The sequence below is a fragment of the uncultured Sphaerochaeta sp. genome (assembly GCF_963676625.2).
Lineage (GTDB): Bacteria > Spirochaetota > Spirochaetia > Sphaerochaetales > Sphaerochaetaceae > Sphaerochaeta.
Window position 1 is genome coordinate 274,488 of sequence record NZ_CAXXYB010000004.1, and the last position, 15,998, is coordinate 290,485.

15 protein-coding genes are annotated in these 15,998 nt (G+C 44.9%); 7 read left to right on the forward strand and 8 right to left on the reverse strand.

Annotated features, from left to right (window positions below):
- Position 1 precedes the first annotated feature (1 nt).
- From ACHZBG_RS04510 to ACHZBG_RS04545, 8 genes are all read right to left on the reverse strand, one after another.
- The gene (locus ACHZBG_RS04510; protein WP_320128255.1) at positions 2–997 is read right to left on the reverse strand and encodes a zinc-dependent alcohol dehydrogenase family protein; all 996 of its coding nucleotides are present in this window, start codon (positions 995–997) and stop codon (positions 2–4) included.
- Positions 994–2,493: an FGGY family carbohydrate kinase gene (locus ACHZBG_RS04515; protein WP_320128256.1), complete on the reverse strand. Its 1,500-nt coding sequence runs from the start codon at positions 2,491–2,493 to the stop codon at positions 994–996. Before ACHZBG_RS04515 ends, ACHZBG_RS04510 begins: the two co-directional genes overlap by 4 nt.
- Complete coding sequence (locus tag ACHZBG_RS04520) at positions 2,490–3,365, reverse strand: carbohydrate ABC transporter permease (RefSeq protein ID WP_320128257.1); 876 nt, start codon at positions 3,363–3,365, stop codon at positions 2,490–2,492. The genes ACHZBG_RS04515 and ACHZBG_RS04520 overlap by 4 nt, the downstream gene beginning before the upstream one ends.
- The gene (locus tag ACHZBG_RS04525) at positions 3,365–4,306 is read right to left on the reverse strand and encodes a sugar ABC transporter permease (RefSeq protein WP_320128258.1); all 942 of its coding nucleotides are present in this window, start codon (positions 4,304–4,306) and stop codon (positions 3,365–3,367) included. The genes ACHZBG_RS04520 and ACHZBG_RS04525 overlap by 1 nt, the downstream gene beginning before the upstream one ends.
- Before the next feature lie 125 nt (positions 4,307–4,431).
- The gene (locus tag ACHZBG_RS04530; protein WP_320128259.1) at positions 4,432–5,811 is read right to left on the reverse strand and encodes a sugar ABC transporter substrate-binding protein; all 1,380 of its coding nucleotides are present in this window, start codon (positions 5,809–5,811) and stop codon (positions 4,432–4,434) included.
- 69 nt (positions 5,812–5,880) lie between these two features.
- On the reverse strand, positions 5,881–6,903 hold the full coding sequence (locus ACHZBG_RS04535; RefSeq protein WP_320128260.1) for a LacI family DNA-binding transcriptional regulator: 1,023 nt from the start codon (positions 6,901–6,903) through the stop codon (positions 5,881–5,883).
- 435 nt (positions 6,904–7,338) lie between these two features.
- Positions 7,339–9,021 (reverse strand): carbon starvation CstA family protein, encoded by a 1,683-nt coding sequence (locus tag ACHZBG_RS04540; RefSeq protein ID WP_320128261.1) that lies wholly within the window; start codon positions 9,019–9,021, stop codon positions 7,339–7,341.
- Positions 9,022–9,292: 271 nt separating this feature from the next.
- Complete coding sequence (locus ACHZBG_RS04545) at positions 9,293–10,687, reverse strand: MATE family efflux transporter (RefSeq protein ID WP_320128262.1); 1,395 nt, start codon at positions 10,685–10,687, stop codon at positions 9,293–9,295.
- Positions 10,688–11,131: 444 nt separating this feature from the next.
- Between ACHZBG_RS04545 and ACHZBG_RS04550 the strand changes: the two genes are divergently transcribed.
- From ACHZBG_RS04550 to ACHZBG_RS04580, 7 genes are read left to right on the forward strand one after another with little or no spacing between them, the layout of a single operon-like run.
- A complete protein-coding gene (locus ACHZBG_RS04550; RefSeq protein ID WP_320128263.1) occupies positions 11,132–11,350 on the forward strand; it encodes a DUF5320 domain-containing protein in 219 nt (72 codons plus the stop codon).
- Between the two features lie 12 nt (positions 11,351–11,362).
- Positions 11,363–11,737: a DUF134 domain-containing protein gene (locus tag ACHZBG_RS04555; protein WP_320128264.1), complete on the forward strand. Its 375-nt coding sequence runs from the start codon at positions 11,363–11,365 to the stop codon at positions 11,735–11,737.
- Between the two features lie 26 nt (positions 11,738–11,763).
- Complete coding sequence (locus ACHZBG_RS04560; RefSeq protein WP_320128265.1) at positions 11,764–12,126, forward strand: NifB/NifX family molybdenum-iron cluster-binding protein; 363 nt, start codon at positions 11,764–11,766, stop codon at positions 12,124–12,126.
- A complete protein-coding gene (locus ACHZBG_RS04565; protein WP_320128266.1) occupies positions 12,116–12,994 on the forward strand; it encodes an ATP-binding protein in 879 nt (292 codons plus the stop codon). The genes ACHZBG_RS04560 and ACHZBG_RS04565 overlap by 11 nt, the downstream gene beginning before the upstream one ends.
- Positions 12,966–13,835, forward strand: a complete 870-nt coding sequence (locus ACHZBG_RS04570; RefSeq protein WP_320128267.1) for an ATP-binding protein — start codon at positions 12,966–12,968, stop codon at positions 13,833–13,835. Before ACHZBG_RS04565 ends, ACHZBG_RS04570 begins: the two co-directional genes overlap by 29 nt.
- Positions 13,836–13,837: 2 nt before the next feature.
- Positions 13,838–14,680 (forward strand): MBL fold metallo-hydrolase, encoded by an 843-nt coding sequence (locus tag ACHZBG_RS04575; protein ID WP_320128268.1) that lies wholly within the window; start codon positions 13,838–13,840, stop codon positions 14,678–14,680.
- Entirely contained in the window at positions 14,677–15,879 is a 1,203-nt protein-coding gene (locus tag ACHZBG_RS04580; protein ID WP_320128269.1) for an iron-sulfur cluster carrier protein MrpORP, read from the forward strand. Before ACHZBG_RS04575 ends, ACHZBG_RS04580 begins: the two co-directional genes overlap by 4 nt.
- Positions 15,880–15,998: the final 119 nt, after the last annotated feature.

Genomic DNA, 15,998 nt, shown 5'->3' on the forward strand with positions numbered 1-15,998 from the left:
ATTATTGTTGTGGCTTGATCATCACTTTCATTACGCCTTCTTTTCCTTCGACCAAAGACTGAACACCCAGACTAAAGGAACTCAGGGGAAGAATGGGGTTGATCAGGGGACGGACATCAATTTGATGGCTTTCCATCAGACGGAGTGCCTGCATCGAATTACGTACGGATGTATAGGTCCCTATTATTTTCAGACTCCTTGAAAATATCTCAAATGGACTGAGTTGGATCAGCAAGTCATTTTTGGGAACTCCGAAAAACAAGACAGAACCACCGGACCGTGCAAAGTGCAGACTGTTTTCCAGCAAGTATTTTGTACCAGAAGCCTCTATGACTACATCAAAAACTTGCCCTTTGAGCAACTCAAGGTCATTGAAAACCTCATCGGCGGCATAGGCCTTGGCCATTGCAAGCCTACTGGGATTCTTGTCAACCTGGACAATCGTGCTGGCACCACGAATCTTGGCAGTCCGGGCAAGCAACATTCCAATGGGACCAGCTCCGAGCACCAATACACGATCGCCCAGTTTGAGAGGAATCTGTTCAATCCCATGCAATACGCAGGACAGTGGTTCGCAAAAAGCTCCTTCATCGAAGGAAAGGGAACCGATGGAAAACACCGCTTTTTCCGGTGCCTTGACATATTCGGCCATTCCACCAGGTCTGGAAACACCCACTCCCTCCCAATGAACACAAAAATTCTGTCGGTTCTCGAGGCAGTTCTCACAATCATCGCACGCAATGTTAGGTTCAACGGCCACATGGTCACCTACCTGTATCCGTTTTGTCAGTTTTCCGACTTTTTCGACAATGCCACTGAACTCATGTCCGGGGATAATCGGATAGGAACCAAGATATTCTCCGTGGAAAATATGAACGTCTGTTCCGCAAATACCACTGGACATGACCTTGATCAATACCTCATCGTCCTCAATGACCGGCATCGGTGCTTCCTGAACGGAAATCACTCCAGGCTTTTCAATCAATACGGCTCTCATAGGGCATCCTCCTCATTCCAAATTCTATACAATGCATCATTGATCGGTTTCCCGCTCTCATACAGTTTCTCAAAAATTGGATATAATCTTTCATATTGTCTGGTCTTTGATTCATCCGGAAGGACTCGGTCCTTGGTAACTTCCCAATGAATCATTGCTTCCTCAAGTGTAGAAGAAGCCCCGATGGCAACCATTGCAGCCATCGCCGCTCCTCTGCCTGACCCTTGGGTTGGCTGAGGATGAATATCCAGAGGCTTTCCCAAGACATTGGATAACAGTTGCAGGAAGGGACGATTACGTGCCACACCGCCAAGAACTGTCAAACAGTCATAACCAAAACCCAGTTGAGTATAGACCTCCAGAACAGAAGCCAAGGCAAAAGCCACTCCCTCATGCACGCTCTGAGCTATATCCAGAGGTCCCTGGGAAAGCGAAAGCCCCACAAAGGCTCCCCTGGCCTTGCTATCCCAAAATGGAGAGCGATCACCAAGCAGGTAGGGCGCAAATAGAATGCCCTTGCTTCCAGGACGACACTGCCGCAAATGGTTTTCGACCTCCGAGCGTTCCAGCCCAAGGGTTTTCATGATCCAGTCAAAAGCGATACCTGTACATTGCACCGTACCGCATACGTTGACATGCTCGCCATCAAGATCGAAAAAATGCTGCAATCTCATATCTTTATCAGGAACTACTTGGGTATTGAGCGTACTGATCCAGGCACTGCTACCAAGACAAGCATAGGCCTGACTGGCATCTTTCATTCCTGCCCCACGAGTCGCACAAGCAGCATCCCCTGCTCCCATGGATACGGGAATTCCTTGTTTCAATCCCAAGACAAGAGCTGCGGAAGAAATAAGATGACCTCCGATTTCCGTACTTTTTCGCAGCCTGGGGAAACGGCAGGGATCAAGGCCCAAGCTGGCAAGAAGATCGCCATCCCAATCTTTTTTTTGCATATCCAAGGCTCCGGAAAGGGAAGCATCACTAAAATCGCTTTCCCCGATTTGCCCGGTAAGCTTACTACGCAAATAATCCTTGGAATTTACAAAGAAGGCCGTTTTCTCATAGTTTTCCCGTTCATGACGAAAAATCCAATGGATCTTTGACAAGGACAAATGCTCGTTCACCCGATTTCCATGCAAGAGAAACCCTTCAGGTTGTATTTTTTGTATCAGCGTACTTTCTTCAAGACTCCGTGTATCACTATGGATGAGTTCAGGCCGGACACTCCGCCCCTGCCTGTCCAGACAAAGCGCACCATTCATGTGCCCGCTTATCCCGATACCTATTACCTGGGTCCTGCCCTGCTCACTCAGATCCTTAGTTCCTTCAATGGCAGCTTGCCAAAAATCCTCTGGATCCTGTTCCACACAACGCTGTCGATAGGTTGTCGGATACGAAACAGAAACCTGTTCAGTTTCATTTCCCGCAAGATCGAACAACATTGTCTTTACGCTGGTAGTTCCAATGTCGTATACAAGGATTCGTTCAGTCATTCCTTTACGGCTCCCATTGTCAGTCCCTTGACCAAGGCTTTCTGGCTCATCCATCCGAGAATGAGTGCGGGTAGAATGGAAATGGTGGAGGAAGCTGACAACTGGGCAACAAACAAACCTTGCTGTTCACGGAACCTGGACATATAGACTGACAAGGTGGCCGAAGGATTCCCAGTGAGATTGAAAGCAAGAAAAAACTCGTTCCAAATCTGTACGGCAATGATCAAACCTGCACTGATGATACCGGTACGGGCAAGGGGTATTGCCATGAGCACCATCTGTTGCCAACGGGAACATCCATCTATGCGGGCTGCCTCAAAGATATCTTTCGGCAAGTCACTGAAAAATGAATGAATCAGCCATACGGCAAGAGGAATGTTGAATCCGATATAGGCCAGAAGCAATCCCAGGGGATTGTTTTTGAGATTGAGTTTCTGATACGTGATGAACAAGGGAATCAATACTGCCACTGGAGGCAATAAAATCGTAGTGATGAACCAGAGATATATCTTGCCAGAACTATCCTTGGTCTTCAACTTACCAAAGACCAGGGCAAAGGCTACAGGAATTCCAAAAAGGAGGCTGATTCCTGTTCCCAGGATTACCTGAAAGACTGAATTCTTCAGGTACGCGATCATCGTGGGATCGGACAATACCTTCTTATAAGTCTCAAGAGTCGGTGAAAACCTGAGAGAAGGCTTTACAGCCTGCTGTTCTGTCTTGAAACCCGATAGGAACATATAGAGAATAGGAAAAAAATAGGTAATGGCAACAAGGTAGATTATCAGAGCCAGGACCGTTTTCTTGACAATCTTTCTGATGCGCATGGAGCGCTGAATTTGAGAAAGGCTTCTTGTTTCCTTGATTATCATCAGATACTCCTTTTTTTGATCTGCGTGTACAGTGTTCGTATCAAGATCAACGTAAGGGCAACGGTAATTACCGCAAGAGCACCCGCCCGCCCTATTTGGTTCGAATATACAGTTTGGTAATAGACGTAGAAGGGCAAGGTATAGCTGCTCTTCCCCGGACCACCGTTGGTAGTGACAAGAATCAGGCCAAACTCCTTGATCAGGAAAACCAAGCCCAGCATGACGGCCACCCGTACCTGGTTCGAGATCAAAGGCAATTTGATCAAAAAGGTTCCTTGCAACCAATTGACCCCATCAAGTTGCATGCAATCCGTCAGATCTTTTGAAATTCCCTGCAATCCGGCCAGGAGAATCAATACGAAAAACGGCATCCATTGCCAGATGAATAGCAAGATAATGACTCCGACAGGATGATAGCTGATCCAATCGACAGGTGTAAAATTGAGTTTCTGGGCAAGGACTCCATACCAACCGAAGATAGTATTGAATATCGTCGTTTTCCAGATAACCCCACTGGCCGTTGACATGACAAAGAAGGGCCCGAGTATCAACGTCCTGGCTACATTGATGAAGGGAACCTCATTATCAAGTAACAGAGCCATCAAGAACCCCAGTATGGTACATAAGCCCAGGGAGATTCCCGTAATGAGGACCGTTTGCCAGAGGATCTGCCAGAATTCAATGCTTTTTATGAAGAACCAATAGTTTGAAAAACCTGCAAACACGGTTGGAATATCGGGACGTGAAAGATTCCATTTGATAAAAGAAAAAATAATGGTAATAAGAAAGGGTATCTGCGTCATGACAGCAACAAAAACAACCCCCGGGATTATATAACGATAATCCGTATGATAGTGAATATGTCTTTTATCTGGATGAGGCAGGACCAATTTGATTGTCGACATTTCGGGCCCCGACAGAATTGTATTTTGTTTTTCCATATGCACTCCTACAATTGAACATGAGTATCTCGAGGGAGGTCAAAATCTTACAAAAAGTAAGAAACAGGTCCGGTGGTGAATTCCACCGGACTGAAAATCAGATACATACCCAAAACAGGTCTTTATTATTTCTTGTAATTACCATCAACTGCAGCCTGTTCAAAAACAGCCTGGGTCTTCTTGATAGCCTCATCGAGACTGGTCTTGTTCACCACATAGTCGGCCAGATATTCAGTCATTGCGGTACCAATATCAGCAAATTCCGGAATGGCCATATACTGCAACCCGACATACGGGGCAGGATTGAGTGTAGGCTTGGTGAAATCAAGGTTCTGAAGGGTTTTCAATGTGATTGCCGCATACGGAGCCTTTGCATATTCGCTCAATTCGTAGGTACTATAGCGATTGGCACTGGGAGTCGTACCGCAGGAAGGATCCTCTTTCAGCGTCAAGGCAATATAATCCTTGCTGGTCGCCCATAGAATGAAGTCAAAGGCAGCTTGTTTTTTTGCCGTAGTGGAGTTTGGATTGATACACATAGTCCAGTTCCACAACCAAGCCGTATTCTTCTTAAGCAATTCATGTGGTGCCATTACATACCCGATATGGCCTTTGACAGCACTATCGGAAGCTTCAAGCGGAGGGGCCAGGGATGTGGCATCATAATACATTCCGCATTTACCACTCGACATCAGGGCAATACACTCATTGTAGGTATAGCTAAGGACATCTTTCTGACCGGCTTCGGTAAGAATTTTCTTATACATCATCCAAGCATTGCGCATGGCGGGAGTATCAATGGTGGCATTCCAATTCATATCATAGAATTGAGCGCCGAAAGCATTGATCATCGTAGTAAACGGAGCACCGCTCATTCCCCAACCAGGAGCTCCACGCATGGTCATTCCGACAATACCATTTGCAGGATCATTGATCTTCTTGGCAAATGCATATACCTGGTCCCAAGTCGGTTCCTCGGGCATGGTCAGGCCTGCCTTGGCAAATAGATCCTTGTTATACATAAGGAATGAAGTCTCTCCGTAGAACGGAACACCATAGGGAATGCCATCCAGGGACACTGAATCCAACATACCTTTGATAAGATCATTGTAATCATACCATTGCTTCTGATCAGATGACATCTTGTCAAAATACGGTTTCAGATTCTCCAGCCAACCATTCTTGGCCCAGGTCTGGGCCTCATACGGTCCGATATAGATAATATCGTACGTACTGTCCTTGGTTGCCGCACCTGTTGTCAGTTTCTGGCGAAGGTCATTCTCGGGAAGCACCGAGATATTCACCGTTACTCCGTCAGCCTTGTAATACTGTTGGGCATACTTAGCCAGAGCCTGGGACAACGGATTGTTTGCCAAGGCAATATTTACGGTTACCGGGCCAGGAGCAGTCTTGGTCGCTTCGGAACCCCCTTGGGCAAAGATTGCCGATGTTGTCAGCAACAATACCAGAGAAATAAATACCGTCAATTTCGTAACCTTTTTCATAATTCCCTCCTTTTGAAAATTATAGAAAAATATGTACACTACTTGGTCTTTTGGATTTGTCTGATTTCTTTACATGCTATGGCGCAGAACCAAGCGAGTCGGAATGCGCACAATCTTGTCTGGTTGTGAATTGGTCTTGTCAGAAATACGTTCATAGACTAACTGACCGGCCACAGAACCAATCGTATCAGGATCCTGTTTGACTGCCGAAATACTGGGTGTCGTCATGGAAAGCCAGAAAGAGTCATCAAAGGTCATGAAGGCAATTTCCTCAGGTACCCTGATATTTGCTTCCCGTAGGTAATTATAGACACCGATGGAGGACAGGTTATTTCCTGCAAACAAGGCCGTCACCTCACCACCCTCGATCAATTCCCTCGTCTGGGTATAGGAAATACCATGGAGCAACTGGCTCTGGGAAATCGAAACCGAATTGTCACCGGTCATAATGTAATTTTCATTCACCTTGAGTCCCGCTTCACTGTGGGCCTGTCGGTAGCCATCGATACGTTCTTTCATCGTGGAGTCATTACGACTGGTCAGAAATCCAATTTTCTCATGCCCCTTCTGTATCAATTGCTTCACACCCAGATAGGCACCTTCCATATTGGTCGATAACACCATGTCACTCGTAAACCCAAGAGGCTTGCGATCGACAAACACGACAGGGACATCATGGTTCTCCAGAATCAGATGCAAGTAGCTACAATCTTCACCACTTATTGCCAGCACCAAACCATCAACCGAAGAAGCAAGCAAATTCCGGACATTTTCAATTTCATTTGCCTTTGATTCCTTGCTGTCCATCAAGGCAACATGATAACCATAACTTGCCAGACTCTGTTCAAGACCGATCGCGACATTCTGGAAAAAATAGTTGGAAAGATCAGAAACTACAAAACCAATTACTTTGCTCTGGCCTTTCCTGAAATTCCTGGCCAAGGGATTTATCCGATAGTTCAGCTGCTTTACCGCTATCTCTACCTTTTCCTTTGTTTCAGAGCGAACATTCTTTGTATCGTTGAGTACATTGGATACTGTTGCAACCGATACTCCCGCAAGTTTAGCTACTTCCTTAATTGAAACTGCCAACTTTTCCTCCACTGAAATTAAAGGGTTTACTTCATAAGAAAATAGTAACCCTCCATATTTGGATTGTCAACAAAAATTTATATATAAAGGAATTAGATAATTTTTATAGTGTTTTTTTCTCTAAATTCCATCAAATTTCAGACCATCTAAAAATCTAAATTTAAACGATTAACCATATAAGTTAATCGTTACACCAATCTTTTGGAAAGAGAATAAAAAACAGAACAATCCTATAGCCATGACACCAGGATTTTTTGTCTCTTTTTTTATTTCTTTTCCGATTTTTTTTAGAAAGATTTCTTGAACAAGGGATTTTCAACGCCTTTGCAAAAGCAATGACAACAATCTGAAGCAACAAACTTCCATTGCTTTTGGCGCTAAAAAAGGTTGCCAGGGAAACCCTGACAACCCTAGAAAAATACTATGTGTTTTTGGCTATACAGCAGTAGCAGCAGTTTTATCCTTATTGAAGAACAGCTTTCTTACTGCACGTATTCCGATATCGAGCCCCAAGGCAAGTATCAGTATGCCGAAAATAAGTTGCATACCATTGGTTCCGAAAACAAAGGTTCCAGATCCGAGGGTTGCAAAGTTCTTGATGATGATCTGGGTCAGAGCCGTATAGGTGACGGCCAACATGATGAACATGGGAATCCAGACGATCTTTCCGTTGCGGTTGGTATTCTGCATAAACAAGGCAACTGCACAAAGCGCCAAGGCAGAAAGCATCTGGTTTGCAGAACCAAAAAGCGGCCAGATATTTGCATATCCAATTTTAGCCAGGATATAGCCAAGAACCAAGGTCAGGATGGTTGCGAAATATTTGTTCACACAAATCTTCTTCCAGCCACTCAGTTTGCTGATATCGGTATCGCTGTCCAAGAAGAACTCTTGAAAGGAAAGGCGTGCAACACGTGCCACGGAATCCAGCGAGGTCAGGGCAAACGCGCTGACGGCAAGAGTAATGATCGTGGAGCTCAATTCATTGGGAATACCAAGGACTCCCAAGAAGGCTGCCACTGACTTGGCAAAGATTACCGGAGCACCGTCACCGGCAGCAACCGTACCAACCTTGGCCCCGACGCACACAAGGGCAATGACGGCTAACAACGATTCCACCAACATGCCACCATAACTGATAGGAAGCATATCTTTTTCGCTCTTAACCTGCTTGCTGCTGGTTTCACTGGCAACCAGGGCATGGAAACCAGAAACAGCACCACAAGCAATGGTAACAAACAAGAACGGGAAGATATTCTGCCCCTTCACATTCCAACCGGCGAAAGCAGGAAGATTCATTGCGGGATGAGCTACGAATATACCGACCATGGCGGCAACTATCATGAATATCAAAAGAAAACTATTGAGAAAATCCCTAGGCTGCAACAACGCCCAGACAGGGGTAACCGACGCCACCATTATATATAGGAAAACAATGACCAACCAAGCACTCCTGGGAATATAGGAAGGGAAAAGCATTCCCAAGGTAATACAGGCAACAAGCAATAGAATGGCAATAATGGTCATGGTCATGCTGGTAGGCTGTTTTTTCTTGATATAAAACCCAAAAGCCACCGAGACAAAAATAAATAGGACACTGGTTGAGGCAGTAGCTCCATTGATAAACTGATGGACTCCGTTAGCTCCGATACCATTGAAGGAAACCGCAACGATATCGCCAAAGGCTGCAATTACCAATATACAAAAAAGCCAACTGAACAACAGGAACAATTTCTTTCCGGCTTTTCCGACATACAATTCGATGATGTATCCGATGGAACGACCTTTATTTCTAACTGAGGCGAACATTGAACCAAAATCCTGGACTCCCCCAAAAAAGATCCCTCCGACGATGCACCAAAGAAGCACGGGAACCCACCCAAACATGGATGCTACAATAGGTCCTACAATAGGAGCAGCTCCTGCAATTGATGCAAAATGATGTCCAAAGACAACCTGTCTGTTAGTTGGAACATAATCGACACCATCTTCCAATTCCACGGCAGGAGTCTTTCTGGAAGGGTCTACCCCGAACAATTTCGACAATACCTTCCCATAAAAAAAATAGCCACTCAGAAGTGCTATTCCCCCAATCAAGAGAACAATGATTCCATTCATTTTTCTTCCCCAAAACTCATCTCTGAGTACATTATTATTTCAACACTATAATACGGAATGTATGCAAGTTCCAGTATTTTTATGCAAATTTCATGCTAGATTTTTCTTCAATCTAGCATGCTTTTGCAAACGTAGCGCAAAATAGATATAAGAAATACAAAAATTTTGGATATTTTTTGGGAAAAACGACCTTTTTCACTTTTTCCAAACCCACAAGAAATGGATGCAAAGTGGCAGAAAACCGGTTTTTATCAACTAAAAAAGAAGATCCTCATCCTTTCTCATTCGCAGAAAGGCTTACCTGTTGGCTAGCCTTCTTTACTTCATATTTCCTTTGTAGGTCTTCTAGTTTTCTGTAGCATTGGAAAAAGGCTGGAACCAAGAAGAAATCAGCCAAGATCCAAGCCACGGGAGAAGCAAAACACACTGCGGTAAAATGCCATACGGGTACGGCAAACAAGGCGACTCCGATTCTTGCAATCATTTCAAAAATACCAGAAAACACGGCAAATCTGCTGAATCCCATCCCCTGAATCATAAACCGGACAATATTGACCAATGCCAAAGGAAAATAAAAAGCGCTGATGATTATTAAAAATAAATGTGCATTCTCGATAATTTGTACATTGTCGGACCCCAGGAACAATAAACATAATTTGGCACCAAAGAAATACATGACAATCCAGGCGACGATCGAATAAAAAAATCCTAAAAGGGAACTGGCTCGTACTCCTTTCTTGAGACGCTCAAACTTACCTGAGCCAGTATTCTGGCCTCCAAAGGTAGCCATAGTGGTTCCCAGGGCATCGAAGGGAGTACTGAAAAACATACTTATCTTCGAACCGGTGGTAACGGCCGCAACTATTCCGGAACCAAGGGAATTAACGGAAACCTGTAGAATGACACTGCCGATGGCAGTAATGGAATACTGCAACCCCATGGGAATCCCTACATTGCAAAGCGTCTTGAAATGCCGGGGCCTGATCTTTTTTTCATCTTGGGAAAATTGGAGAATTTCAAACTTTTTTGTCATATAGACAAGACAGGCAATGCCAGATATTCCTTGGGAAATAATCGTTGCAAGAGCAGCTCCTGCTACATCAAAGTGAAAAACCAAGATGAACAATAAATCCAGGCCGATGTTCATGAGTGAGGACAGGATCAGAAAATAAACAGGCGTCTTACTGTCACCCAGGGCACGAATGATTCCCGATACCATGTTATAGAGGATAATCAAGGGAATTCCATAGAAAATTATACGGATATAGGAGATAGCCCTGTCGATGATATCTGGGGGAGTCTGCATGGCAACAAGTATGGGACGGCAAAAAAGTGAGGTAAGTACCGTAAGGACAATTGAAAAGATAATACTCAGGATTCCAGCATTGAAAGCATATTGGCGCATGAGGCTAAAGTCCTTTGCCCCAAATTTCTGGGCAACAGGAATTGCAAATCCACTGCATAGGCCCATGCAGAAACCGATGATAAGGAAATTGACCGACCCAGTGGAACCAACGGCCGCAAGGGCTTCCACCCCGAGGCTTTTCCCTACAATAACAGTATCTACAACATTATAAAATTGTTGAAAAACGTAACCCAGCAATACAGGTATGGAAAAACCAAGGATAAGTTTCATTGGACTTCCGTCAGTCAGATCTTTCGTCATATTCCCTTCTCGATGGACGCTCGATAACCTAAGGTAACAAACATAATCCATCCGTAGACGACACTCTTTCACAAAGAGGAAAATACTGCAATACAGTCTGTGCCAAGATTCATATAATCGTACGTAACACTGATAATTATTGCTTTTACCAACAAAAACATCATAGGCTTTTTCATATTTCTACCTCACCATTTTCTGTTGCTGACAAAATCCCTGAACCAATAACACAAACAATATGTCCCCTCCCCCAGTTCAGATGTTCTTTTCTTGCTTCTCAGAAAACCAAGGACAGAAGACAATACACAAAAGAACAGTGACTCTGGAAAGAGGAAGACTCATACTCAAAAGGGAAAAAAACAATTTTAGTTATTGACATATGCCAGTAATGAATGTAAGGTATGTATGTAAACGACATATGTCAATAACTATCAAGGAGGCTCAAGTATGCCAGCAAGAGATGGATCAGGTCCAAGAGGCCTTGGCCCCATGAGGGGAAACGGATTGGGAATGTGCAATTCCCAAATGGAAAGAAGAGGTCGCAGTGGCCACGGTTTCGGACCGAGACAATGCAGCGCTTCCAGAAACACGGTGCAACTTTTGGAACAGAAAAAAATTCTGGAACAAAGATTACAAATCCTGGAAGAAAAACTGGAAAACCGTTAAAGGGGTATCTTTGTGCCAAGACCAAGAAAGTGGAGAAATGTCTGCTGTTTGCCAGAAAACAACCGATTTGGCCCCATCGGGTCATCGCTCGACCAGGAACATGCCGTCTATATGACAGTTGACGAATACGAAGCCATTCGTTTGATTGACTTGGAAGGATTTACCCAGGAACAATGTGCAAACCAGATGCATGTTGCAAGAACTACGGTTCAAGGAATCTATGACACTGCCCGGACGAAACTTGCCCAAGCATTGGTAAATGGAAAAGTTCTCTTCATTGAAGGAGGAGAATACCACCTTTGCGATGGACATGGCCCTGGATGCACCTCCGGGAATTGCCATCGATTTGGGTGCAACAGCACCATTGAAGAAATCAAGACTACATAACCTGGAAATCCAGGGAGGAACAACGTATGATAATTGCCATTCCATCAGACGGCGAAAGCCTCGACACTTCCGTATGCGTCTCTTTTGGGCGTACTCCTTTCTATTGCCTGTATGACACAGAGACCAAAGAGTGTGAATTCAAGGTAAACGAAGCTGCTGAGAGCCCAGGAGGGGCAGGCATCATGGCCGCCCAAACCTTGGTGGATAAAAAAGTAGCTACTCTCATCACCATACGATGCGGAGAAAATGCGGCAAAGATATTGCAAAGTGCAAATATTAGCCTGTACAAGGCTCTTGATTTGAGCATAGCCGATAATATCGATGCTTTTTTAAATAAGAAACTTTCCGTCCTTGAGTCCATACATCCGGGCTTCCATAATGGCCACTAAAACGTCTTTGCCCACCATTGCCATTCTCAGTGGTAAGGGAGGTACGGGCAAAACCCTGCTATCGGTTAATTTGGCCGCAGTGGCGGGCACAGCGACCTACATCGATTGTGATGTAGAGGAACCCAACGGGAACCTCTATTTTAAACCTTCTGATAAAGAAACAACCGAGGTTTCGGTTTTGATACCCAAAGTTGATGACCAACGGTGCATTGCCTGCCATACCTGTGTTGATTTTTGTGCCTTCCATGCCCTTGCCTTGATAGGCAAAAACTTGATGGTCTTCGAAGAGGTCTGCCATTCTTGTGGTGGGTGTATCCTCACCTGCCCCGAACAAGCCCTTTTTGAGGAAAACAAGACCATCGGAACTATTGAGATTGGCAGATCAGATAACGTAAGAACCATAACGGGAACGTTGGATATCGGACATGATTCAGGAGTGCCGATAGTCAAGCAACTGCTTAAAATTGAGCGTGAGGGAATGACCTTTATCGATTGCCCGCCGGGAAGCAGTTGCATGGTAATGGAAAGCATCGCCGATGCTGATTTTTGCCTGTTGGTTGCCGAACCTACCATCTTTGGAGTTCATAACCTGGCGATGGTCCTGGAACTGGTCATTCTCATGGGAAAAAAACATGCGGTTGTCCTGAATAAATGCATGGAGGGGGAAAACCCTGCCGAGGAATTTTGCAAACAACACAACGTGCCTATTGTAGGGTTCCTACCCTTTGACAAGAAACTGGGAGCCCTGCATTCACAGGCCCTGATCGCCTCCAGGGAAAAGAGTGAATTCCAAAAACTCTTCTCATCGATCCTCCAGACCATACGCAAGGAGCTTGACCATGAAACAGTTGCTACTGCTCAGCGGTAAGGGAGGAACGGGCAAAACCACCGTTGCCAGTGCCTTCATTGACCTTCTAAAGGCCAAGGCGTATGCAGACTGTGATGTCGATGCCCCAAATCTTCATTTGATACACAATCATTTTCCTTCTGAGCAAGATACGGACTATTTTAGCTTTCCCAAGGCAAAAATTGATGAAAAAATCTGTATTGACTGCGGGAAATGCATGGCAGCTTGCCGCTTTGATGCCATTCACCGCAAAGAGAGATATACCGTGGATTCCCTGACCTGTGAAGGTTGCAAGACGTGCACCTTGGTATGCCCTGTCTCTGCGATTTCCATGCAAGAAGCAAAGGCCGGGGAACTGCATCTATTTGCGGATGCACAGTCTGTATTCTCGACTGCTACCTTGAAAATGGGAAGCGGTACCACAGGAAAACTTGTTACCAAGGTAAAAGAGCAACTGAAAAAGAATGCTCCCAAAACCGATATTGCAATCATAGACGGTTCGCCCGGCATTGGATGCCCGGTCATAGCTTCACTTGCTGGTGTCGATCTGGTCCTTATTGTCGCGGAACCATCGGTTTCCGGGGTTTCCGATATGCTCAGGATTATACAGACCGCATCTCAATTTCAGGTCAAGGTTGTCGTGTGCATCAATAAATATGATACCAATGTCCAGCAAAGTGCCCTTATAGAAGCTTTTTGCTGGAAAAAAGAAATTCCCTTCATGGGAAAGATCCCCTTTGATAAAGAAGCCATAAAAGCAATAAACCAGGGAAAAACGATTGTCGAAGTCGATTGTGATTCTGGTCTTGCCGTGCGATCGGTATTTGACAATACCATGCATTTGCTAAAAAGGAGTACGTGACCATGCAAATCATTTCTTTACTGGAAAATTCAACAAACAACCCCTTGCTTGGCTCTGAACATGGATTGAGTCTTTTTCTGGAGTCAAACGGCCATAAAATTCTCTTCGATACCGGAGAAACGTCACTGTTTGCAGAAAATGCCCGTATCTTGGGAGTAAATTTGCAAGATATTGATTGTGTTGTCATTTCCCATGGACATTCTGATCATGGAGGAGGCTTGCAAACCTTTCTTGCCCTTAACAAGACAGCCAAGATCTTTGTCCGGGAAGATGGTTTTGGGCCCTACTACTCCCAAAGGGAAGATGACGCCTATCACTATATAGGATTGGACAGGAATCTCTTGGAATCCAAACAATTGGTATTTACAGGAGTGGAGCATCAACTATATTCAGGCATATCCTTGTTCTCGGGAGTTACGGGGACCAAGTTTTTCCCAAAAGGAAACAAGACACTCTTGAAGAAAATAGGAGAAACCTATATTCCCGATGATTTCTCCCATGAACAAAATCTGGTCGTAGAGGAAGAAGGTGTCTGCCTGTTGATCGCTGGTTGCGCCCATAGGGGCATCGTCAATATTCTCGAGGCTTTCCATACAAAACGGGGATATTTTCCAACTCATGTCATTGGGGGATTCCATCTTTTCAATCATAGGACGGGAGAACCGGAAAGTGACGAAACTCTCTCGCTAATTGCTACCTATCTGCAAAAGACCGGGGCAAAGTTCTACACCTGTCACTGTACAGGAGCTTATAGTTTCAATTTTTTACATGCCAAGTTAGGCAATACCATCGAATATCTATCGGGTGGCACCCACCTGACCATCGAGAAGGAGAAAAATATATGAGTGAAGGATGCAACGAGCAATGCGGCTCCTGCAATGAGGATTGTACAGATAGGAAGGCAGAAGAGAATTTTGACTTCCGGGCAAAGGAAAATAGCCAAAGCAGCATCAAGCATGTCATTGCGGTCGTAAGCGGAAAGGGAGGCGTAGGCAAATCCCTGGTGACCTCTCTTCTGGCTGTAGCAATGAGCAAGAAAGGTTACAAGACAGCGATACTCGATGCCGATGTAACCGGTCCTTCAATTCCCAAGGCCTTTGGACTTACAAGCAAGGCAGTAGGAAGCGAGGATGGTATTTACCCTAATATCACCAAGGAAGGGATCAAGGTCATGTCCATCAACCTGCTTGTCGAGGATGCGACGGCCCCTGTTCTCTGGAGAGGCCCCTTGATTGCCAGTACCGTAAAACAGTTCTGGACTGATGTTATGTGGGGTGATATCGATTATCTGTTCATCGATATGCCCCCGGGGACCGGGGATGTACCGTTGACGGTTTTCCAGTCCTTGCCGGTCGAGGGCATCGTCATGGTCACCTCCCCTCAGGAATTGGTTTCCATGATTGTCACCAAGGCAGTAAGGATGGCCGAGATGATGAATATACCAATTGTCGGATTGGTTGAGAACATGTCCTATTTCGCTTGTCCCGATAATGGCAAGAACTATCAGATCTTCGGAGAAAGTCATATAGAGGAGATTGCCCAAGCCCATTCAATTCCGGTTTTGGCCAAACTTCCTATTGACCCAAACATTTCCAAGGCCTGTGATGCAGGAACGATCGAGGACTATGAAGGAATTTGGTTTGAAGATGTCGCAAATATACTAACGAAAATGGAGAAGAAATCTATGTTGAAAATTGCAGTAGCTAGTGATCAAGGAAATGTTTCAGGCCACTTTGGCCATTGTGAGAGCTTTATGCTCTTTGATTGCGAAAATGAGAAAATCACTCATATCGATACGGTTCCGAACCCAGGCCACAAGCCAGGCTTCCTTCCGGTATTCCTGCATGAGCAAGGGGCCAATGTAATCATTTCAGGCGGTATGGGCGGTGGTGCCGTAGATATTTTCAATGAGAAAGGCATCGAGGTTGTTGTCGGAGCCACAGGAGCTGCCAAGGATGTGGTAGAAGCCTACCTGGCCGGCAAACTCAAGTCCACTGGTTCGGTTTGCCATGAACACCAACATAAGGATGAATGCGGGGAATGAAGAGTCCTTCTAAAAAGGATCGTTTTAAAATAACTCTATAAACGCATAGTCTTGGACTAAAATAATGCAGTACCTTATACGAATAAGGCACTGCATTGTCTTTGAACAACAGGTATTGC